The organism is Nostoc sp. UHCC 0870 (genome assembly GCF_022063185.1).
Taxonomy (GTDB): domain Bacteria; phylum Cyanobacteriota; class Cyanobacteriia; order Cyanobacteriales; family Nostocaceae; genus Trichormus.
The window spans coordinates 3,636,415-3,659,689 of record NZ_CP091913.1 but is presented as its reverse complement, the minus strand read 5'-3'; the positions used below and the strand labels follow the sequence as shown (position 1 = coordinate 3,659,689).

Here is a 23,275-nt window from a genome sequence, read left to right as displayed (position 1 = left end):
AAGTTGTTTCTAGCTTTTCTACCCATCTTCAGTCCCCAGTCCCCAGTCCCCAGTCCCCAGTCCCCAGTCCTCAGTCCCCAGTCCCCAGTCCCCAGTCCCCAGTCCATGCCTACATCTACTTGGAATCGTCATCACGTCCTGTCTTTAGCTGACTTCACGCCTGCTGAATACGATATCGTTTTACAAACTGCTGCTAGTTTTCGGGAGGTATTATCACGGCGAACGAAGAAAGTACCAACTTTGCAGGGACAGGTGGTAGCGAATTTATTTTTTGAACCATCTACCAGGACTCGCAGCAGTTTTGAAATCGCTGCTAAACGCCTGAGTGCAGATACACTGAACTTTTCGGCTGCTACTTCTTCCATGACTAAAGGCGAGACAATTCTCGACACAGCGAAAACCTATTTGGCGATGGGAACTGATATTATGGTGATCCGCCATAAAGAGGCCGGAGTACCAAATGCGATCGCTGATGAAATGGATCGTTTAGGTGTGAAAGTTAGTGTCCTCAATGCTGGCGATGGACAACATGAGCATCCTTCCCAAGCATTGCTAGATTTATTTACAATTTGTAGTCTAATTGATCCAGCTAATCCCCGTCTGGAACTATTAAAGGATAAAAAAATTGCGATCGTAGGAGATATTTTACATTCTCGTGTCGCCCGTTCCAATATTTGGAGTTTAATCGCTAGTGGTGCGGAAGTACATTTAGCTGCACCGCCGACTCTATTACCTAAATTTTTTAGTGAGTATATCTATGCAGAAGGAATAGAAGTACCTCCAGGTAAACTATTCATTCATTGGCAGTTAGAACCAGCTTTAGAAAATGCTGATTTTGTCATGACATTGCGTTTGCAAAAAGAACGCATGACTTCCCATTTATTACCCAGTTTACGAGAATATCATCAGTTATTTGGCATTACCCGCGCCAAGTTGCAACTGTGTCAGCCTCATGTCAAAGTTTTGCATCCGGGGCCTGTTAATCGGGGTGTGGAAATCAGTTCTGATTTAATGGATGACCCAGAATTTAGTTTGATTCAGTCACAGGTGACAAGTGGTGTCGCTGTGCGGATGGCGTTGTTGTATTTGTTGGGTAGCGGGAAGACGTGAGGGACTAATCAATTCAAAATCTTGCCCTCGAACGAAGTGAAGGGTCAAAATTAAAGAATTGTTTACTCAGGACTCAGCACCGGCTAAACGCCGCGCTACCGCCAACACTACTCAGCACTAAATAAACTTTATCAGCCTAGAATGAACGTGTTCACTGTTTACCGATTATAAATTGCAATGCAATCTCATTTCATCAATGATGGCAAAACTTATGATAAAAACCGGTTTCTACTTTATTTTACACTTCTCCAATCTCGATATAAAAGAATAAAGCCTACTCAAATTTCCGTCCCAATATGCACCGAACCAACCTGATTTCCATACAAAACCCAATACTTCTAGAAATTGTGGTAAATGCCCTTCAGGTGCATTGAGATTGAATGTGTAGTTACTATATTTAATCCATGATTTATTCTCACGCCATCCAACACGATTACCAAACCTATCCACATTTTTATTCACATTTTCCCAGATACGCTTTTGTACAGTAAAACCAAAGCGTTCATTACTGTATTCAAGCCAAAGTTGGTTGATGATATGAAGGTCTTGGTAGGGAAAAGTATCAATATCTTTATCTCGTAGCCAGCCCTCTGTGCTGCGATTAGCTATGCACAGAATAAGGGTTCTAGTTTGTTGATCAGCCTCTTTCCAATTTCTGGCAGCAAGTAGTCTGTTAAGCCTGTGATATTCCATTGCTACTGGTGAACTCAAATCACTCAGAAAAAACAAGTGAGAAGAGCTAGTATTGGCATTTAGTGGCAATTGAATTAAAGGCAACCATTCTTCTATTGATTGAGGTCGGTTTTCTGGCTTGATCTGCATTCCATATAGAATCGCTTGATTAACCCTGTTACTAATACTTGGATTAATTTTTATTGGTTCTTCTAATGATGTATTAATAGCTCTGATTGGAGCTATGGTAGGAACTTCACCCGTTAAAATAGAATATAATGTTGCTGCCAAGGCATAAACATCTGTGTAAGCACCCCGTTTTGTTCTTTTGTCATATTGCTCAATTGGCGCAAAACCATCAGATAGCATTCCTGTATGGGTTTGAGTTAAATTATGAGAAAATTCCCGTGCAATGCCAAAGTCAATTAACACCGCTTCTGTTTTACCAGAACGCAGCATGATATTTTGCGGTTTTACATCTCGATGCAGCAATCCATTGTTGTGAACTACCGTTAACGCTTCACCAATCTGCTGAATGTAACCCAATGCTTCCGCTTCTGACAAAACGCCTTGATTTTCTACCCGACTCGCTAAATTTTCCCCATCGATATATTCCATCACAATGCACCACAAGGAATCCTCATTAATAACCTCATGGATTTGGACAATATGAGGATGACTACATTTAGCTAGTTTGATTGCCTCATTAATAAAGTCTTGCTGAAACTTGGCAAAATCTGGACGGCGTTGCACTTGATCATTCAAAGTTTTGATCACAACCAAACGTCCATAATTATCTTTGGCTCGATAAGTTATACCAAAGCCACCTTCGCCTAATTCGTGTTCAATAGTGTACTTACCACCTTGCAAATGCTGCCCTGAAGCCCAAGTCATTGTTCACCAGCCAATAAACTCAGTGTTAATCTTGGCACAGTTGTTAAATAAATGTCCTGAGACAAGTTGATCATCTATGTTTATGTAGATATGAGTAGTTATAGATAATAATTTTTAATCAGTTATCTCCCCAACTGTTTCTTTAACATTACAGGTACATTCAGGGCTGTCTCTAAACCTCGCACGCCTTCCCATTGCTGCTTTTCACCCCACTGTGTGGCTTCTAAGTTGGCTTCAGTTACGTCTGTATCGTCAAGAATGGTATAGCTAAGATTAGCTTCCGTTAAATCTGCACCATTGAGCATTGCACCACTGAGATTACTACCACTCAAATTAGCACTATTGAGATTGGCAAAACTCAGGTCAGTACCCAAGAGTACCGCATCAGTCAGGTCTGCACCACTCAAGTCAGCTTCGCTGAGAAGACCGCCACTCAAATCAGCATCGTGGAGAACTACCCGACTCAGGTCAACACCACTGAGGTCTGCACCTAAAAACATTGCACCGTTGAGTTTCGCATCGTTAAGTTTAGCCCCGTTGAGTTTGGCATAGCTGAGGTCTGCGGCTATGAGGCTGGCTGCACTCAAGTTGGTGCTGAATAGAATGGTGTCACTGAGGTTAGTACCATTCAGAACAGCATCAGATAAATCAGCACCAGATAAATCAGCGCGACAAAGGTCGGCGTGGTTGAGGTTAACGTTTTTGAGGTTAGCATCGCTGAGATTTGCACCGAAAAGAACAGCGTTGGCTAGGTTGGCGCGTGCAAGTTCCGCATCTCTGAGGTTAGCACCACTCAGGTTAGCATGGCATAGTTCAGCATCGTTGATCTGGCAACTGCTGAGGTCGGCACGGCTTAAGTCGGTACGATCTAGGTTAGCACCTATGAGGGTTGCCCCTGTGAGATTGGCACTGCTGAGGTCTGCATTACTGAGGTTAGCACCTGTGAGGTTTGCACCACTGAGATTGGTATCACCTAGGTTTGCGCCTGCTAGGTTAGCATCTTGAAAGTTTGCACCAGTCAGGTTTGCATCACCCAAATATGCACCTGAGAGATTCGCGCCGCTAAAATTAACTCCTGTGAGATTGGCATCACCTAAATATGCGCCTCTAAAGTTAGCACCTTTGAGAAATTCCCCGACTATATTACTAAAGTTACCAATTTCAATGGCATCGCTATAGTTAATCACCCGCAGTAGTTGGGAGGTGAAAAAGCTGTCTGTGTCTGGTTGGCTGGAGGGATAAAAGTTAATTTGATGCCGTAGTTCGTCTTGTGCTTGAGCGTAACGATGTAACTTCAGTAGTAAAATTAATACATTTAGTCCAGTATATATATCTACTTGTCTTAGCCCGATCGCCTGATTCTGTGCTACCATCTCCATCAATTTTTGCTGAGGGAAGTTATCATCAGGCGGCGCGTCAATAAATTCTCCCCCACACCAACGTTCATAAAAACCTTGCAAACGCTGAAATAGTAGTAGTGGTTGCCAAAGATTTTCAGTGATGAGCAAATCCATGAGCTTTTCTACTATTTCTGCTGTCAATGCACCATTGCCTAGTAAGTCGTAAATTTCTTGATAAAATTGGCGATCGCTGACATCAAACTCGCAATCTTTCCCTGAGTCTGTCCATGCGGCTAATTTTCTTTGTAATTGTTGCAAAAAAATATCTTTTTGTAAATTATCTCGATAAACATTTACACTATCTGGTTTTTGCAGGTTTTTTCTGAGATGCAAAAATCTTGTATATTCCAAATGCTTCTTTATCGGTCTATCTTGTGATCTCGTACCTTTGACATAATTTTGTAAAAGTTTCCAAACTTGAGGTAATTGTGACATATTTGTATCCAATAATACTGATTATTTTTCAATAGCAAGATTTTCTAGAAAAATTTATGTTTGATATGGCTTGCCTAATGTCTAAGAAACACAGTATAAAATAAAGCTCAGTAAGTAAATTTGGCAATCCATCAATAACATCTCACCTCAAAAGATATTTTTCTCTACGTAAAACTAAATAAATCGCTTGATAATTAGGGCTTTTTTTGCGGAAAAACTAGCCATTTCCAACGATTTTGGCTAAGATATGATATTTGTAACAGGCAACTTTACGAAACTGATGTCAAAATAATGCGTAATGTTTGCTACAAAGACAATTGTTAGGAAAAATACTACACCAAAATAAAACAACCAGACTAAAAATGATTATTAAAAATAAACTGATTGGCTGCTTGTAGCTGATCGTTTGTTGGTAATAAGTAAAAATACTTTAATTAGAAAAAATTAATTAATGATATTTATCAGGGATAAAGTCAATGAATAGATTGAGCTTTTATGTAATTTTGTTGCATAGTTTGTTGTTCTCCATCACAACAGCTAATGCTAATTTAATACCGCCTAGGCACGATATAGCGGACAAAGTACAAGACCAAACAAAACAATATCAAAATCTATATAAAAATAATCAAATATCTGCCCCTATTCCTAAAAACTTAACCACCAATAATTCGGTAATATCCAAAAAATTAGTGACTAATACTCTCAAATTACCCCTGCAATCTCAGGTACAAATACCGGGACAGATATGGGTAATTGATCAGCAGCAACAGGTAAAAAGCCAGTTGTTTTATTGGCTAGTTAAAGATACTAAAAAATCACCACAGCAACCATTTTTAAAGGCTGGAAAACCTACGGATAAATCAGAAAATAAACCTAAAACAGCATCTAAGCCTGATAAAAAAGATGATTTAGAAGAATTTAGCGAACTCACCAAAGATACTGAAAAGTTAGAGGGTTTATTTACCTTATATCGTCATAAAGAAAAAAATAAAATTTATCTAGAAATCAAGCCAGAACAACTCAACAAAAACTACCTAGCTACCACCACACTAGAATCTGGCATTGGTGAAAGAGGAATTTATAGTGGGATGCCACTGCAAGATTTTTTGTTTTATTTCCAAAAGCTGGATAATCAATTAAAATTTGTGGTGCGTAACGTTAATTTTCGCACGCGTGAAGGAGATCCTCAAGCGCGATCGCGCGCCAGGTCTTTTAGTGATTCAATTCTCTACTCCATAGCCATTAAAAGCATTCATCCCCAACGCAAAACTTTACTGATTGACTTAGGTGACTTACTACTAACAGACTTGGCAGGATTAGCTTCCAGTATAGGCATTGCCCCCAACACAGAGCAATCCTATTTTGGTAACGCTAAAGCCTTTCCCCAAAACTTAGAAATTGAATCGGTGTTGAACTTTTTTGGGAGTAGTAGCAAAGAAATTGAAATGCTAGGTTTGACATCCCTACCTGACAACCGTGCTTTTACCCTCAGAGTTCACTACAGTCTCTCACAACTACCAAACAATAACTATCGTCCCCGGTTAGCTGACGAACGTGTGGGGTATTTCATCACCGCTTACCAAGATTTATCAAGAGACGATCGCGATGATACCTTTGTGCGCTACATTAATCGCTGGCATCTAGAAAAACAAAACCCCGAAGCACCCATCTCTCGCCCCAAAAAGCCGATTGTGTTCTGGATTGATAACGCCGTACCGTTAAAGTACCGCGATGCTATTAAAGAAGGGGTGCTGATGTGGAATCAAGCCTTTCTCCAAGCTGGATTTAAGGATGCGATTGAAGTCCGACAAATGCCAGATAATGCCACTTGGGACCCGGCTGATATCCGCTACAATACAATTCGCTGGATTAACACCGTCGATGGTTATTTTGCAATGGGACCATCCCGTGTAAACCCATTAACAGGGGAAATTTTGGATGCAGACATCTTAGTCGATGCCAGCTTTGTCCGCTTCCTCAGAGGACAATATGAACAACTGGTACAACCGAATCAAACCCCAACCCGCACTTCCTTATCAGAATTAATTCGCGATCGCCGTTTGTGTAACAATAATCGAGCCACCAGCAATAACAGTAAGTCAAATGATCTCTTACGTCGATTATCCCTATTAGCAAGTAAATACGATCTTTGCTATGGCATAGAAGCAGCCAATCAATTTGCCTATGGTTCTGTGGCGATGTCACTCTTGGCAGATAAACCACCCAGCCAAGAACAAGTAGAACAATACGTCCATGAATATTTACGTTTAATTATTGCTCATGAAGTCGGTCATACTCTTGGTTTACGTCATAACTTCCGGGGTAGCACCTTCCTAGCACCAGAAGAAATGAATAATCAAGAAATTACCCGTACCAAAGGTTTGACAAGTTCGGTGATGGACTATATTCCCCCCAATATTGCCCCTCAAGGGACAAAGCAGGGAGATTATTTCCCTAGCATAGTTGGGCTTTATGATCAGTGGGCGATTCAGTATGGCTACACACCAACCCAAGCCAAAACCCCCATTGCTGAAAAGTCAATACTGCAAGAAATCGCCAACCAATCCTACAAGCCTGAGTTAAGTTACGCCACCGATGAAGATGTATATCATCTTGACCCCACTGCTGATGCTTGGGACTATAGCAATAATGTACTCGTTTATTCCCAGTGGCAGCTCAATAATTTACAGGTGATGTGGGAAAGACTCAACAAACGTTACCCACTAGCGGGAGATAGCTACAGCGATGTCAGATACCGTTTTAACAGTATTCTCCGTAACTACTTTGACAATATTTTCTACACTACAAAATACATTGGTGGACAATCTTTTTATCGAATGCAGGGCAGAGAAATATCATCTAGCACCCTGGAAAATCAAGCAGTAAGATTACCATTTACACAAGTACCACTAGAAAAACAAAGGGAAGCTTTAAAAACCCTGCAAAATTATGTCTTTGCTGAAAATGCTTTAAATTTTCCCCCAGATTTACTGAATAAATTAGCACCTTCCCGGTGGCGACATTGGGGCAGCTATCCCCAAGTTGGGCGTTTAGATTATCCCATCCATGATTTAACATTACTATTGCAAAGTGCCGTATTAAGGGACTTACTCTCAGGTAGTCGTCTCTCACTACTGAAGGATATCGAAGTTAAAAGTCCACCAGATAAAGCACTGCCTTTACCAGAATTATTTGATACTTTGCAGACTGGCATTTGGACAGAGGTACTACAACCAAAGGGTGGAAAGCTAAAAATCACCAGTTTTCGCCGGGGTTTACAAAGGGAGTATATCGACATTTTGATTGGGATGGTATTACGTCGAGAACATGTCCCAGAAGATGCCCGTTCCCTCGCTTGGTATAAGCTTAAGCAATTAAATGAAAAATTACCCCAAATGAATACTAATGACGAATATACCAAAGCCCATTTACTCGAAACACGCGATCGCATCGAAAAAGCCTTAAATGCCCCACTGCAAAGCAATTAATTAACCCCTCTCCGCGTCGAAGAGCAGGGCTGTTTCATTCCATTTCAAACACAATTTGTCAAGATGGTTAGCGAGAAAATTGTAAGTGAGGGTGACGAGAAGATGAATTTTTAAGCACTTAAACAACAGTAAAATTGTTCATTTTCTTGGCACTCTGGTAACAAAATAATCAATTTTAAATCGCTAGAACCCTTGATATTTATCGCTCTTTAGGGAATGAAACAGCCCTGCGTCGAAGAGGGGTTGGGGGAGAGGTCAAAAACGTTAATTAACCAACACTATTTACCAATTTCTCCCCTTTCAACATCCGCACGGCTGCTTCTAGTAAAGCTTCTTCTAAGTAGGGTTTAGTAAAGTAGCCGCTAGCACCTAGCTGAATCGCCATTTGTCTGTGCTTATCTGCACCCCGTGAGGTGAGCATCGCAATAGGTAGGTGGTTGAGATTCGAGTCTTTTTGAATGCGTGATAACAACTCCAGACCGTCGCAACGAGGCATTTCAATATCACAAAAGACAATATCACAAGGCAACCCGGAACGGAGTTTGTCCCAAGCTTCCTGACCATCTCGCGCCTGTTCCACTCGATAACCAGCTTTATTAAAGGTCAGAGATAGTAATTCTCGGACTGTAATTGAGTCATCAACAATAAGTACAGTCGGATCAATCTTCTCAGGTAGAGGTTCTGGCAGACTGGGAGAACCTGCTTGTGGCCAGAGAGTATTGCCACTTTGTTTGGACATCCGTCCTTGGAAGATGTCGATTAATTCTAATACATCAGCAATAGGCATGATGCGACCATCACCCAAGACTGTAGCACCAGCCACACCAATGGGTTTTGGTGCTGGACTTTCAAATTGCTTGATGACAATTTCCTGCTCACTCAATACTAGGTCAATCTGGAGAGCCAGCAGGGTATTTCCCGATCGCACTACAACAACGGAAATCATATCATCATCTCTGTTACCGCCGTAAACACTACCGCGACTGAGTTGACGATTGAAGGTTAATAATTCCTTGAGGGGACGGAATGGGAGGATGGTATCACGCCAGTAAATAAATGATTGTCCATCGGCATTTTTTTGGATATTTTTGCTGGGGATATCTAGGGTATCTTCCACACCGTCCATCGGGAAGGCAATCTTAGCTTTATCGGAGACACAACATAGAGCCTTACAAATACTTAGGGTAAGTGGCAAACGAATTGTAAAGGTTGTTCCCTTAGTTAGAGTAGAATCTGTATTGACTATGCCGCGAATCTCGCTAATTTCCGATCGCACCACATCCATCCCGACACCACGACCAGAAATTTCATCGGCTTCATCTTTGGTACTAAACCCAGCGTGGAATAATAGGTCATAGATTTCCAGGCGGGAAATATTTTTTGCCTGCTCTGGTGTAATCATACCCCGTTTAACTGCTAAGGTTTTAATCTTGTTTGTATCAATACCAGCTCCATCATCACCCACGGAAATCACCGTTTGATTACCTTGGTGGAACGCACGGATGGTAATAATTCCCACTGGTGGTTTACCAGATGCTTGTCTAATATCTGGGGTTTCAATCCCGTGAGCGATCGCATTGTTGAGCATATGCGTTAACGGGTCGGTGAGATGATCCAAAATCATCTTGTCAATCAAGGTATCACCACCTTCAATCATCAACTCAACTTGTTTACCACATTTAATGGCATTGTCCCGCACGCCGCGCCGCAAGCGATCAATTGTTTGGGAGAAAGGAACCATGCGAGCGCGTGTCAGTCCTTCTTGTAACTGAGTTGTTACCTGACGGAACTGTCGTGCTACTCGTTCGGTTTCTTCTGTCACAAAATCAATGTCACTAGCCGACTCACGCACTCTGACAATTAATTCAATCATTTCTTGAGAGAGTGTATGGAAGGGAGTAAAGCGATCCATTTCTAATGCGCTAAGACCCCGATCAGCATTGGGATCATGAATGATGAGGGGAATTTCCCTAGTTTTGCGACTAGCTAACAAAGACGCTTCCAATAGCGATCGCTCATACAATTCCTGCATTCTCGCTCCCACATCTGAGAGCTGCTGCACTTGAACCAGCAAATTATCTAGGGACTGTCGCAACCTTTCGTGATCCTGCTCTAAGGTGTTGCGATTGACTACCAATTCACCCACCAAATTACTCATATCGTCCAGTTGCTTAACTGGAACTTTCATCGTTTCTTCAAATTTCGCCTGACGACGAGTAGAAGAACGTTGCAGTTTTCCTGTAGTTTGTTTGACTGGTGTTGACTGAGATATAGTTTGATCTGCTTCTGCTAACAATTTTTCCAGATCGCTAAACTCATCTTTTACTACTGGTGATGAAACTTGGTTGCTAGTAGTAGGTGGAATAAATTTTGGTGTAGCAGGTGGAATTGCTGCATTTTGCTGCTCGTTTGGTGTTGTTGAAGTATTGTCTTCACCCAGCAACGCCTCTAAATCTGCAAAATCATCTTCTTGTATAGAACTAACATCATTATTTGGTGATAATTCTACTTCTAGTAATGCGTCTAAATCAGCAAACTCATCTAGGATACTGGTGTCTGTTTCTAGTGGTAATGCAACGGTATTTGTCTCTTCAATATCTGGTGTAATTGCATTGAGTATTAATTCAGAACTAGCATCTGGATTTTCATCCTTTAACTCGCTGCTAGGCTCTATATCTAACTCAGCAAAATCTAAGTCGCTAGTTTCCTCATCAACTGTATGACCAAGGTCAAGACCAATAGTTTCGGTCAAGTCTTGAATTGTCGTCTGTGACAACTCAGCAAAATCTAAGTTGCTAGTTTCCTCACCGACTGTATTATCCAGGTCAAGACCAATAGTTTCTGTCAAGTCTTGAATTGTCGTCTGTGACAACTCAGCAAAATCTAAGTCGCTAGTTTCCTCACCGACTGTATTATCCAGGTCAAAACTGATATTTTCTGTAAAGTCTTGAATTGTCGTCTGTGACAACTCAGCAAAATCTAAGTTGCTAGTTTCCTCACCGACTGTATTACCCAGGTCAAGACCAATAGTTTCGGTCAAGTCTTGAATTGTCGTCTGTGACAACTCAGCAAAATCTAAGTCGCTAGTTTCCTCACCGACTGTATTATCCAGGTCAAAACTGATATTTTCTGTAAAGTCTTGAATTGTCGTCTGTGACAACTCAGCAAAATCTAAGTTGCTAGTTTCCTCACCGACTGTATTACCCAGGTCAAGACCAATAGTTTCGGTCAAGTCTGGAATTGTCGTCTGTGACAACTCAGCAAAATCTAAGTTGCTAGTTTCCTCACCGACTGTATTACCCAGGTCAAAACTGATATTTTCCGTAAAGTCTGGAATTGTCGTCTGTGACAACTCAGCAAAATCTAAGTTGCTAGTTTCCTCACCGACTGTATTACCCAGGTCAAAACTGATATTTTCCGTAAAGTCTGGAATTGTCGTCTGTGACAACTCAGCAAAATCTAAGTTGCTAGTTTCCTCACCGACTGTATTACCCAGGTCAAAACTGATATTTTCTGTAAAGTCTTGAATTGTCGTCTGTGACAACTCACTATGAGTTGTCGCCAGTATATATTCACCAAAGTCTAATTCGCTATTTTCCTCACCTGCTGTATCTAAAAGTTCATCACTACTTAATTGACTATCATTAATAGTGATATCTTCAATGACAATATCTGTTAATTGACTAATAGGTATAGCCCATTCTTCTAAATTATTTGTTGGTAATTCATTTGTTATTGCTCGTAAATTAGCATCTAAATCAAATTCACTATTTTCATCAATATCTGAAAGCTCAATATCGCTTTCTAATCCCATAGAAATATCATTTGAAACTTCTGCATTCTGCTGTAAATTCAAATTACTAGTTGCAGTAAAGAAATTATCATCTATATTATCTATACCTTCCAATGATTCAATAGGATCATTATCATCGCTTTCATTAAATAAACCAACTGCCAATTCTGCGAATGATAGTTGAGAATTTACAGAGGATGTTTCTGGTAACTGATTGGTAAATTCCGGTATAAAATCTAAAGCTTCTGGTGCTTGTGAAAATTCTGGGGATTCTGTAGCATAAATTCTGCGATCGCCTAGATCAGGAGTAATGATGGAGTCTGTACTTGCTAACTCTGCAAACAAATTCTCATCAGTATTTGATTCTAATATTAAATCCAAATCCTCTTCTGGCTGGAGAAAAGTTGTATTCAAATCTTCTACATCAAAATTCTCTAACCCAGAGGTCATAGATTCTTCACTATCACGGAAAATTTCACCAGACTCCGCCACAGCCAATAAACTATCTTCTAACTCCTGTCCTATCTCATTTTCAACAACAGATGCTAATAATTGCTCTGGTTCTATTGAAATTTCTTGATTCCATAAGCTACCCAAATCTTCTGCATTAGCAGCAAATTCCCAGACTCTGATAGGCTGCTCATCCAAGATATTGCTAGTTTCTAGTTCATCTGTAGATATTTCAGTATTCTCTTCTAAATCCTCAAATATATTATCTAAACTTACACTTTCTAATGGTGTGTTCAGATTGTTTACAGGTTGATGATGAAGTTTAACTTCCTCTAATGTGTTTGTATTTAAATCTTGCTCTAGGAATAAATCATCGAAACTATTTGATGAGTTAGTGCTTTCCTCAATACTAGTAATAGTTTCATTTTCTAGTTGATTTATATCACTATTTGTTATATTCAAAAACTCTTCTAAAATTTCAGGATCTTCCTGTATCTCAGTAGTATGTATATTTTCTGGAATTATTTCACCAGTATTATTAAAGTTTTGTGGCGATTTTTCTTGCTCCGTTAGGATATCACCAAATAACAACCCTAAATTTTCTATTTTATCTGTACTAGTTCCAAACTGATGAGCATCGCCATCAAGTGAGAGGAAATCAGCTAAATCGTTATCAATTTCTTGAATAATAGTTTCGTTAATTTCTACTTCTAATTCACTAGAATCTCCATTTTTTTCTATAATTTCCTCATGCTGCCAAGTATCATCTAGTTCTTGTGTCTCACCTTCAAATAAATCAGCCAAGCTATTTAACTCAGCTAATCCTACCTCTGGGCCATGATTGTCTATTTTTGCAGCATGAACAAATGGACGCTCTTGACTTTCCCAGAAAAGATTAGTGTTAATGTCATTTTCGGCAGCAGTGCTTTCTGAAGTTACTTGAGTATCTACCTGGAGATCAAGTTGCTCAGATACTTCAGTTAGACTAGTTATGCTATCTTTTGGCAATTCTTCGGTTTTTGCAGACACTACTACTTCATGAATTTTTTGTTGAGATACGCTAGGTGCTGGTGTAGTTAATGATTGTGTCACCGTAGAAGGTACATCGCCCAATAAACCTTGAGCTACTTCTAGTAATGCAGTTTCGGGAAAACCCCAAAGAGATTCTAATTGCTGACTAATTGTAATCTCAAGTTCTCTACCTTGCAGCACTAACTCTTGAGCTTTTTTAATTTCAGTGATGACAATCTTAGCTAAGGTGAGATAGCTATTTTCAGAATTACCAATAGCGGTGGCTGCGGCTTTAGACAAAGTACACCAATTAGGTAAATTCCAGTTTTGACCTAGTTTAACTAACTGGTGACAGCATTGCTGAAGATTTTGGCGAGATTCTGGTGTTGCTTTTTGTTTAAACAGTTGCAACATTTCCCGCAGTATTTGTAGCACCTGGGCTTGAAATTCACCCCAATAATCGTTTGTTGTTGTCGTAACTGGTGTAGGTGCTTCTTGAGGTATGGCGGTGTTGTCTGTTGTTGTCGGTAAATCCTGCCGGAAAAATATTTCTGTGAGTGTAGCTACACTTTCTATTGCCGTTGGTTGAACGAAAGTAGATGTCTCTACTATTCCAGTACCACTTTGTTGTACTAGTAATTCCAAATGCTGATTCAGCCATTGAAAGACAGGCTCTGTCTCTGACATCAAGGTATTAGCAGTTTCTTCTGATAAACCAAAAGGCCCGCTTAACTGCTCTAAAAGTGCCTTGAGGGTGTCAGAAACACCCAGAAATAATGACTCTAGTTTTTGGTCAACCTGAATCGGATTCTCTTTGAGAACTTTGAAACAATCTTCCAGACGATGGGAGGTATGCTGAATGCTATTCAATCCCAGCATTGCCGCACCACCTTTAATGGAGTGAGCCGCCCGGAAAACTTCGTTAATCATTTCCGGGTCGTTCAAGGTACTTTGAAGATTGAGTAACCCTTGCTCAATAGTGTTGAGGTGGTCTCTAGCTTCTTCAATAAAGTAACCTAATATCCTCTGTTGTTGTTCCGGCAGCATAGTTTTTTAGTCAATAGTCAATAGTCATGAGTTATCAGTCATCAGTCATTAGTCAATAGCCAATTATGTAAACTTTGGACTTGGAACTTGGGACTATTGACTAATTACCTTGTTTCCATAGTTTCCACGCGGAAACGTTCTACAGAAGCAATCAAGTCGCGGGATACACCGACTAAGTTTTGCAGTGCGCCGGAAACTCGTTGTGCTTCTTGGGATGTTTCTTGAGCTGTGAGTTCTACAGATTGCATTACGTGGGCGACGGCGCGGGAGGTTTCCGTCTGTTCTACGGTATCGCTGGTAATTGAGCGCACCAGGCTATCAATGCGATTTGCCACTTGAATGATATTTTCTAGCGATCGCTTGGCTTCTTCTGCCAGTTTTGTGCCTTTAATTACCTGTTGTGTCCCTTCTTCCATTGCGGTCATAACTGAGCCGGTTTCGCTTTGGATTTGCATGACGATTTGCTCAATTTCTTTTAAGGACTTGGCTGATTTATCCGCCAACTGTCGGACTTCATCTGCCACGATCGCAAACCCGCGCCCAGCTTCCCCTGCCCTTGCCGCTTCAATACTGGCGTTGAGTGCCAGTAAGTTAGTACGGGAGGCAATCTGAGAAATTAAAGCCACAATCTTAGAAATTTCTTGGGAAGATTCCGCTAGTCGTTTCACCTTGCGGGTAGTTTCGGCGACGGTTTCCCGAATTTCCAAAATCCCTGCCACGGTGTTTTCTACTGCTTCACCACCTTTGAGAGCGATCGCACTAGCATCACGAGCCACAGCTTCTGCTTCCCTTGCTGCTTCTGCTACCCGTTGAATTGAGTCAGTCATCACCTGCACAGAATTTAAGGTGACAGCTAATTCTTCTGCTTGGCGCAAGGCATCGCTAGACAGTGCTGTAGCAAAGGTTTCGGAGTTGGTTGCACCTTTTGTCACTTCTTTAGCCGCGACTGTCACCTGTTGTACGATATCCCGCAGGTTTTGGATTGTCAGGTTAAAGGCATCAGCAACTGCTCCCAATACGTCGGCTGTGACTTCCGCCTGTACTGTTAAATCTCCTCTGGCTGCCCCTTCCACATCGTCCAAGAGGCGAATTACTTGGCGTTGTAGATTTTCTTTAGCTTCTTCTTGTTCATCAGCTTTGCGTTGGGCTTCATGGGTAGTAGTAAAAATTACCCGCGCCATTTCGTTAAAACCAGCTGATAATTGCCCCAGTTCATCTTCGGAATACACCGTAGCTTGCACATTCAGATTGCCTTGACGCACAGCATCAAATTGTGCTTGTAAATCCTTGGTAGTGCGGCGAATTTGTTTGAGGGTGAGACTACCCATAAAAGCAGCCGTAGCAAAACCTGTTATCCCGGCTGCTAGTGACATTGCCCAACCAGTATTCCGCACTGTTTCCCGTTGCTGGGGTGGAGAAAAGCTGGTGGATGTAAAGCTGACTGTTGCCACTACCAAAGCCGAGAAAATACCCACAGTTCCAGCTACTAACCAAGGTTTGGTGTCTAGATTAGCGTTTTCTAATGGGGCTAACCAACCCTGTTCGACGCTGACTTGAGGTTCTACTTTAGCGACATCTGTTTGGGTAAAGATTGGTACTGACTCTTGAGAACCAGTCATGCTAAATAGTTCTTCATCGCGATCGTCGCTACTAGCATTGTTTGTAGGTTCTGGAACTTTATGCTGGGGAATGCTACCAATTTCTGTAGAACTGGAAAGCATCACATCACTAAAGCTAGAATCTGCATCTGATAAGTCAAACCCAGGAATATTTCCTAAATCGTCAAACTCATCAAAGTCGTCTAAAAATTCTATATTACTCTTGGAATTGTCTTTATTGAGAATGCTGTTTGTATCCTCATCATCCATCATACTTTCTGAACCAAAAGCTGATTCAAATGCTTCAAAATCAAAATTTTCATCGACATCAAAGCTCTGAATTTCTTGTTTGACTACCTCTGGATATGGCTGTTCTGCTAAAGCAAAATTGCCATTTACTTCGGGGGGAGTCTCTAATAATTCCTCTGGGTCTGCTATTGTTTGTAAATAGTTACTCGGTTCAGCTTCAGAGGTATAATTTTCATCGCCACTGAGAAAATTCTCTGTTGATATGAGGCTATTCTTTATTTCCTCCTGCTCTAAGGATAAGTCCTCAATTAATTGGCTCTTACTGCTCAATTCAAAATCTAAAGAATTGGGTGTTTCAGCCTCTTCATTTTCGAGAAATTCAGCAGCTGTATATTGTCCATTGAGGTTTGTTGGGGTATCAAATTTCCCAAATTGTGAATCGATAATATTTTGATTCTCAATTGGGTAATCTGTACTAATATCTAAAAAATTAGGCTCAACTTGTAACTGTTCAAAGCTATCTTCTGAGGAATCTTCTTCCCAGAAAACAGGTAAATCTAATTCTCTAGAATCTTCTTTAGTAGTAGTATCTAATCCTTGCTCACTTGATTGTTCATTCAGAGCAAAAGGATCATCACTCAAAAGTAGTATAGATTCTGATGTTGGTTGCAATGGAAAGCTATCTGTGGGAATTTCAAATGGATTATCCACCGAAATTTCTGCTGGATTCATCAGTGCTTGGTCAGTTTCCAAGTCATTCAAATTAAAGCTATTGATATCAAAGTTATCTATTGTTCCTAAATCTTCTAATTCTGATGTCTCAACCTCTAGTAAATCCGATGTGGTTGTCAGAGCGATTGGTTCTTGATGCTCAACTTGCTCTGCTATTAGTTTTTGATATTGGCTGATATTTTCTAAACTCTTGTGCGCTGCACTAATAAGTTCTAAGTCATCAGTCAATTGCAAAACTTTTTGATACTCTACTTCGGCTATATCGTATTGTTGCAAAACATAGTAGATGTGACCCCGCAGTAAATGGCAATTAGGGTCATCTGGGACATTTTGCACCACCTTATCAACTAAAGTAGCGGCAACTTCATAATTTTGTTGCGCGTAGGCTGTATAAGCCTGTTGATATGTTTCGAGGTAATCTTCTATACTTGCTGCCATTTCCTCCCTCCCAATTTCATCCTGCCCAGCGCGCACTCCGCAAAATTGCCATTTGATCAAGTAGTCTTAGACACTTATTATTTTTAGGTTCTAATAACCACTCTCCACGCAAAAAGGGAGTCATGGTATCCGGTATGTTGGTAGGTGGCATGAGATTTTGTACATCTAGCCAATCCATACCACCAATTGCTTCTACGGCTAAACCGACGATTGTGTCTTGTTCTTGCACTGCAATTACCGGAATCTCTGCTTTGTCTGTGTTTAACGGAGTTGCTTCCCCTAAAAACTGACCTAAATCAGCTACCCAAATTACTCGACCTCGTAGATTTAGAGTACCCAAAAGTAAAGGAGAAGCATTAGGAATCGGGGTGATTCTGTCAGGACTTAGTTCCATAACTTCTCGGATACCAGTTGCGGGTAGTGCAAACTCCTGATGCGAAGGAATGTAAAACCGCAAATGTAACTCACCTTCAGGACTTTCTACTTGTAATTCAGGACGAAAGTGATCTTGACCACCACCATTTAAAAAGTCCGGTTTGCTAACCATGTTGTTTTCATCCTTATCCTCGCAGCAGTTGTTTGACTGTTCCCACCAACTCGGTCGGTTGAAACGGTTTAGCTATGTAAGCATCCGCCCCTTGTTTCATGCCCCAGTAGCGGTCAAATTCTTCACCTTTAGAAGAACACATCACCACGGGAACATTTTGGGTTTTGGGGTCGGACTTTAATCGACGGCAAACTTCGTAGCCATTCATTCGGGGCATGACAATATCCAAAACCACCAGGTCAGGGGGTTCAGTTTGAATTGCCTCCAATGCTTCTAGTCCGTCAGTGGCATGGGTGACTGTTAAACCACTGGCTTTCAGGAGGTCTGTAATCATCTCTCTCTGGGCAAGACTATCTTCCACAATCAGAACTGTACTCATAAATGGCTATCTACCTCCTGGTGTAGACGTTCCTTTCTGGAACATTCCCTGATCTCCCCGCCAATAGTTACTGTATAAATTAAATTTAAGCTTTCAGCAAGTTTACTGAATACTAACTTTAGTCTGAGAGTTGGTTGATTCTGTGATAACATTTTTTACCCCATATTCTATGGGATGAACAAGTATTGCCTTGAGTTTATTTCGCCACACCAGATCAAATATTGAGATATTTGTTGATCAACATAAGTAATTCTGCATCATTAAAAGGTTTTATTAACAAATCTGTTGCCCCGAACATTTTCGCTCTAACTTGATCTATAAATTTATCTTTACTGGCCATCATAATCATCGGTATATACCGAAATGCTTGAGATTGTCGCAGCATCGCGCACATCTCATAACCATTTAATTCCGGCATGGCCATTTCACATAAAATTAGGTTGGGCTGGAGTTGAAAAATTAGACTGAGTGCTTCCAGAGGATTGCTGAGGCTGATTGCTTCGTATCCTTTTGTCCGCAAAATAGACTCTACAGCCTCCCCAGTAGTCTGGCTTTTGTCAATACATAATATCTTCATCTTTTGTTTATTGCTCACTTGCGCCTGGGATTTAATGGTTTCTGGATATGTTAGCTTGAGCCAACCCTGCTGTATGTATGGATATATTGTCTTGGCCAGCGTCAAAATATCGCGGTCGAGATAGCGACTGAGTTGGCGTAAGGATGTTTGACCATCTGCCCATTGCTTGAGTTTATTGACTGTGGTTGTTGGTAGCGAGGAGTGTAAATGAACTGTTTGGGCGAGTATCGGTAATTGTTCTGGAGATTGAATGTATGGGTATAACTGCTTCCACTCTTGTAATTGTTGGGTAATTTTAGCCATTAAAGGCGCAATCTCCCAGCTAGTTAATTGTGGTGCTAGTGCTGTATCCTGTTGAAAAATAAAACTACCCCGGTGTAAACTCAGCAAGTCAAACAGTGTTTCACAAACCAAGCGATAGATGAGAACGCGTGCTTTTTCGGGGTTGATAATATTTTTCTCTAATAGCATCCAAATGTAGCCATATTCTGAAGCATTTTCTGCACCTAACAAGTCTATTTGCTGTTCATCTAGCGATAATTCCCCACGATACTGACGTAAGTAATCGTCAATTCGTGACAAATTATTATTCCCTTCTTGGCAATAAATAATTTGGCCATTGTGGAAAAAGATCAACCAAGATTTCTGTTCCTCTTCTTCAGAAACTTTACCTTGATGGTGAAAACTGTAGCTTTCTATTAAGAGTTGCCCAGTTCGCTGTCCTATTTCAATTAATTGCAGGATGCTGCGAATATCAATTTCCCGTAAATTTCCCTGCATTTAGTTCTAAGTAGCTCCTCTTGATGCAGTTAATATTAACCGATAAATAAAGTTATTGATTTTGCCTTGTTGTACCAGTTTTAATCAGGGAATCCAATCAGCTATAAACCGTAAATTTTCTTAACAGTCTTTGACAAAGTTAGTGATAACACGGAAGTCATCGTAACTATCATAAGTACAGAATATAAAGACGCGACCAAATCGCTTCTATAAAAATATCAGGACGCAAAATTCAGCGTCTATAAATAGTTTTGTTTGTTTTGTTTTTCCCAATTTTAGGTGAATAAGACAAGTTAGCAGAATTATATAAAGTATATTTTCTAACAAATACATGAAGTACCAAGAGGACTAGCGGTGTGCTGTATTTAGCAGAAGTACAAAAGCAGAAAGGCGGCTTACTGAGTGGGAGTTCCAAAACTGAACTAAAACTGCTAGCTTGTCAGCGAACCGACCAGAATTGGAGTCCTGTGTCGGAAGATGTTATAGCTGCTGAGGAAGCTAGTAAGTTAAATGATGGTGCATTGGTGTTGGTGGAAGTGACTCCAAATCGCCAAGTGCAGAGAATTCAAGAGGCTAGTAGGCCACTTGTGAATATTTTGCAAAATTTTTCTCGTCAGCTAGAAAAATATAAGCTCAAGGAAGACGAAATCGATCAATGGAAGGAATCGCTGACATTTCAGGCGCAAGAGTTAAATCGCCGTGAAATGGACATGGAAGTGCGATTAGAACAGTTGCAAAACATGGAAGAGGAGTTTCAACGCCTAGAATCACAACAACAGGAAGTTGACACATCCCGCGCACAAATTGAACAGTTGCAAACAGAAATTGAACGTAATCGAGAGGAATTAGAAGGTGCTTGGGAGCATCTACGGGGTGAGCAGAATCGTTTAGAAGAGCGTCTGCGAGAGGGGGGAGTATTAGATGAAGCGCAAAGTCGCAAGATGAGCGAGTTACTCGATCGCCTGTCTAGTCGTATTGCTCCTATAGAAACACTGCGGGAACATCTCCAAATAGCTTTTGAACTCGTCGAAAAGCAACAAGCTACCCTCAATCCCCATTGGGAAAAATTTACCCAACAAAAAACTATAGCGGATCAACAGCAACAAGAAGTTGAGCAACTAGCGCAAACTTATAGCGATCGCCAAAACACATGGCAACAAGCACAAAATACTTTAGATCAACAAACTACCCAATTCAAGGTGAATACAGCAACTCTTGCCAGTAAGCAAGAACAAATTCAGATAATTAAACAGCAGCTGCAATCTCAAGATGATTTATACCAACGAATTTATTCTTTAGCAGCAACTTCTGGCTGCACGTTTCCCGGTCAAAAAATTGATGTGCAGGCTCTAGAAAATATGTCTCTAGGTGAACTGCAAAAGACAATACAAGATTTATTAGAAAAGTTAGAAATAGACTCTAGCTTTGTTCATGATCAAGAACAAGAGCTTAAATATAAACAAGAAACCATAGAAGAGCTGCAAAGCAAGATGAATCAGGCATCTGGTCAGGATTTAATCAATTTGCAAACAGAAATTGCAGATGAACAAGACCTTTATCAAATGCTGAATGAAACTTTGGTGGGACAAAGACGCAATCTGTTAATGCGGCAACAAATGATCAAGCAACATCAAAATATCTTACTACGGCGACAAGGGCAGACAGTTGCTAATGCTGAGGAAGAAAACAGCATGGACTTTAGCCCAATTCTTTCACAAATGGAACAACATAAACAACAACAGTTACAAGAATTACAGAGATTGGGACGTGACATTGAGCAAATGCGTGCTGCGCTGGAACTAGACCAAGGAATGATTGATAATCAAACCCACGACCTCCAGCAACAGCAGCAAGAACTAAAAACAATGGAAGAAAATCTACGTTCTCTACGGACGGCTAATGCTGAATTCTGGGGTCGGGTAAATCTCTATCAAGAAACAGTACAGCCCATTCAAGATTGCTTAGATGAGTTAAGAAGTAAACTACAAAGCATTGGGGAATCTTTGGGTCAAATCCAAGAAACTGGTGATTATCAACTCCAAACTATTACTGAAATCCGTCACACTATCGGTAGTTTGTTATCTCAGCAGGAGTTGTTAGCTTCTTAGGGAGTGATGAGTGCTGAGTGCTGAGTGCTGAGTGCTGAGTTTTGAGTGCTGAGTTTTGAGTGCTGAGTTTTGAGTGATGAGTGCTGAATTATCAGCTTTATTTCTAGTCCTTAACTCGGTACTCAGCACTTTTTACTCAACACTATTTTAAACATATCCAGTCACCTTGGACTTGAGCGATCGCACCACCGGGAAAGGGATCGGTTTGCGATCGGTTGGGGGCTATAATTAAGGCTGTTAATTTCTCGATATGTTCAAAATTAGGAGCGTCAGGAAGTATTTGTTGTAACACTTGACGCATGACACGCCGTTGCAGTGCTAATGGTGCTTTTTGCAATACCCGACGATTTAAACGTACTGGAAAAGAAGACAACGCATCACTTTCTAAATTGTCTATCACCTGTCCCCTGTCACCTGTCACCTGTCCCCTATCACCTGTCACCTCTTCCCGCAACTTTTGGGCTGCTTGTTCTAAATATTCCACTTCTGCTTGTAGTAGTTCAGCCGTTTGGGCTATGGCTAGTTCAGCTTGGGGATTAAAGTTTTGTTGTAAATAGGGGATGAGTTCTTGGCGGATGCGGTTGCGGGCGTATTTCAAATCTTGATTGGTGGAATCTTCCCAGACTGGCAAGTTAAACTCTTGACAAAATTGCTCTGTTTGTTTGCGGGTAATTTCTAACAGGGGACGCACTAACAAAATTTTATCAGTAAGGGGACGTTGCCAAGTTAGAGCTTGCAAACCATCAGAGCCAGTCCCGCGAATTAAATTATATAGGAGAGTTTCGGCGCGATCGCTAGCGGTGTGACCGGTGACTATATATTGGTAATTATTAGCTTGCGCGATCGCAATTAAAGCTTGATAACGCCAATCACGAGCCGCAGCCTCAGTATTTACTGGTTTAGTCGCTGTTGCTAAATAAAAAGATACACCCCAGTTTTTAGCTAAAGTTTCTACATGATGAGCATTAGCTTGAGAATCATCACGCCAGCAATGATCACAGTGGGCAATACCTAATTCCCATCCCCATTTAGGTTGTAATTCTAACAATAATTTAAACAAGCACAGAGAATCTTGCCCACCTGAAACTGCTACTAACAGCCGTTGTTGACGCTCAAATAGGTGGCGCGATCGGATAGTACGATGTATTTTTGCGTGTAGAGCAGTCCATACCATTGAGTAATTTTTCAGGTGTTAATCTGATGATTTTTGTATGGAATATTACCATACTGATTCCTTAGCAATTTGTTGGAGTTGTTGATGAATTTCATAAATTTCATCTAATGGTGAATCAGGTTCATCAGGACAAAACTCTAAAGCCAGTCTAACTTTTCCTTTAATCCATCCCTGAGCAGTAAATTTCAAAACTTCGCAATTTAAGCCTTGGGTATATAAATTTGCCTCGGCTGTGTCTTCTGCACCAATATATTCTTTAATAGCTGTAATCAAATCACGGACTTTAAAAGTTTTCGCAATATCTAATTTATTGAAGGTGTCTGGTTCTATGGTGACAACTTCATCATGATTCAGGATCTCAAATCCATCTGTCATAATCATCTCCCGCAACTA

12 protein-coding genes are annotated in these 23,275 nt (G+C 40.7%); 3 read left to right on the top strand and 9 right to left on the bottom strand.

Annotated features, from left to right (window positions below; translation table 11 throughout):
• Window positions 1-105: 105 nt before the first annotated feature.
• Window positions 106-1,110, top strand: a complete 1,005-nt coding sequence (locus L6494_RS15450) for an aspartate carbamoyltransferase catalytic subunit (RefSeq protein ID WP_237996035.1) — start codon at window positions 106-108, stop codon at window positions 1,108-1,110.
• Between the two features lie 228 nt (window positions 1,111-1,338).
• Here the strand turns inward: L6494_RS15450 and L6494_RS15445 are convergent, their stop codons facing one another.
• On the bottom strand, window positions 1,339-2,676 hold the full coding sequence (locus L6494_RS15445) for a serine/threonine-protein kinase (protein ID WP_237988599.1): 1,338 nt from the start codon (window positions 2,674-2,676) through the stop codon (window positions 1,339-1,341).
• Between the two features lie 122 nt (window positions 2,677-2,798).
• Window positions 2,799-4,511 (bottom strand): pentapeptide repeat-containing protein, encoded by a 1,713-nt coding sequence (locus tag L6494_RS15440; RefSeq protein WP_237988598.1) that lies wholly within the window; start codon window positions 4,509-4,511, stop codon window positions 2,799-2,801.
• Window positions 4,512-4,987: 476 nt separating this feature from the next.
• On the opposite strand from L6494_RS15440, the gene L6494_RS15435 reads away from it, so the two are divergent.
• Window positions 4,988-7,999, top strand: coding sequence for a zinc-dependent metalloprotease (locus L6494_RS15435; protein WP_237988597.1), 3,012 nt, complete (start codon window positions 4,988-4,990; stop codon window positions 7,997-7,999).
• A gap of 268 nt (window positions 8,000-8,267) precedes the next feature.
• On the opposite strand, the gene L6494_RS15430 is transcribed toward L6494_RS15435, so the two are convergent.
• The 5 genes from L6494_RS15430 to L6494_RS15410 form a co-directional block, all read right to left on the bottom strand.
• Window positions 8,268-14,300, bottom strand: coding sequence for a response regulator (locus tag L6494_RS15430; RefSeq protein WP_237988596.1), 6,033 nt, complete (start codon window positions 14,298-14,300; stop codon window positions 8,268-8,270).
• Window positions 14,301-14,404: 104 nt separating this feature from the next.
• The gene (locus L6494_RS15425) at window positions 14,405-17,317 is read right to left on the bottom strand and encodes a methyl-accepting chemotaxis protein (protein ID WP_237988595.1); all 2,913 of its coding nucleotides are present in this window, start codon (window positions 17,315-17,317) and stop codon (window positions 14,405-14,407) included.
• A gap of 16 nt (window positions 17,318-17,333) precedes the next feature.
• Window positions 17,334-17,864 carry a chemotaxis protein CheW gene (locus L6494_RS15420; protein WP_237988594.1) on the bottom strand — a complete coding sequence of 177 codons (531 nt, stop codon included), beginning with the start codon at window positions 17,862-17,864 and terminating at the stop codon, window positions 17,334-17,336.
• Between the two features lie 13 nt (window positions 17,865-17,877).
• Entirely contained in the window at window positions 17,878-18,243 is a 366-nt protein-coding gene (locus L6494_RS15415; protein ID WP_015139860.1) for a response regulator transcription factor, read from the bottom strand.
• Window positions 18,244-18,457: 214 nt separating this feature from the next.
• Window positions 18,458-19,600, bottom strand: coding sequence for a response regulator (locus tag L6494_RS15410; RefSeq protein ID WP_237988592.1), 1,143 nt, complete (start codon window positions 19,598-19,600; stop codon window positions 18,458-18,460).
• A gap of 356 nt (window positions 19,601-19,956) precedes the next feature.
• On the opposite strand from L6494_RS15410, the gene hmpF reads away from it, so the two are divergent.
• Window positions 19,957-21,708, top strand: coding sequence for a pilus motility taxis protein HmpF (gene hmpF, locus L6494_RS15405; RefSeq protein ID WP_237988591.1), 1,752 nt, complete (start codon window positions 19,957-19,959; stop codon window positions 21,706-21,708).
• Between the two features lie 142 nt (window positions 21,709-21,850).
• Here hmpF and tilS read toward each other — a convergent pair whose 3' ends face one another.
• Window positions 21,851-22,882, bottom strand: coding sequence for a tRNA lysidine(34) synthetase TilS (gene tilS / locus L6494_RS15400; RefSeq protein WP_237988590.1), 1,032 nt, complete (start codon window positions 22,880-22,882; stop codon window positions 21,851-21,853).
• 45 nt (window positions 22,883-22,927) lie between these two features.
• Window positions 22,928-23,257, bottom strand: coding sequence for a KGK domain-containing protein (locus tag L6494_RS15395; RefSeq protein ID WP_237988588.1), 330 nt, complete (start codon window positions 23,255-23,257; stop codon window positions 22,928-22,930).
• Window positions 23,258-23,275: the final 18 nt, after the last annotated feature.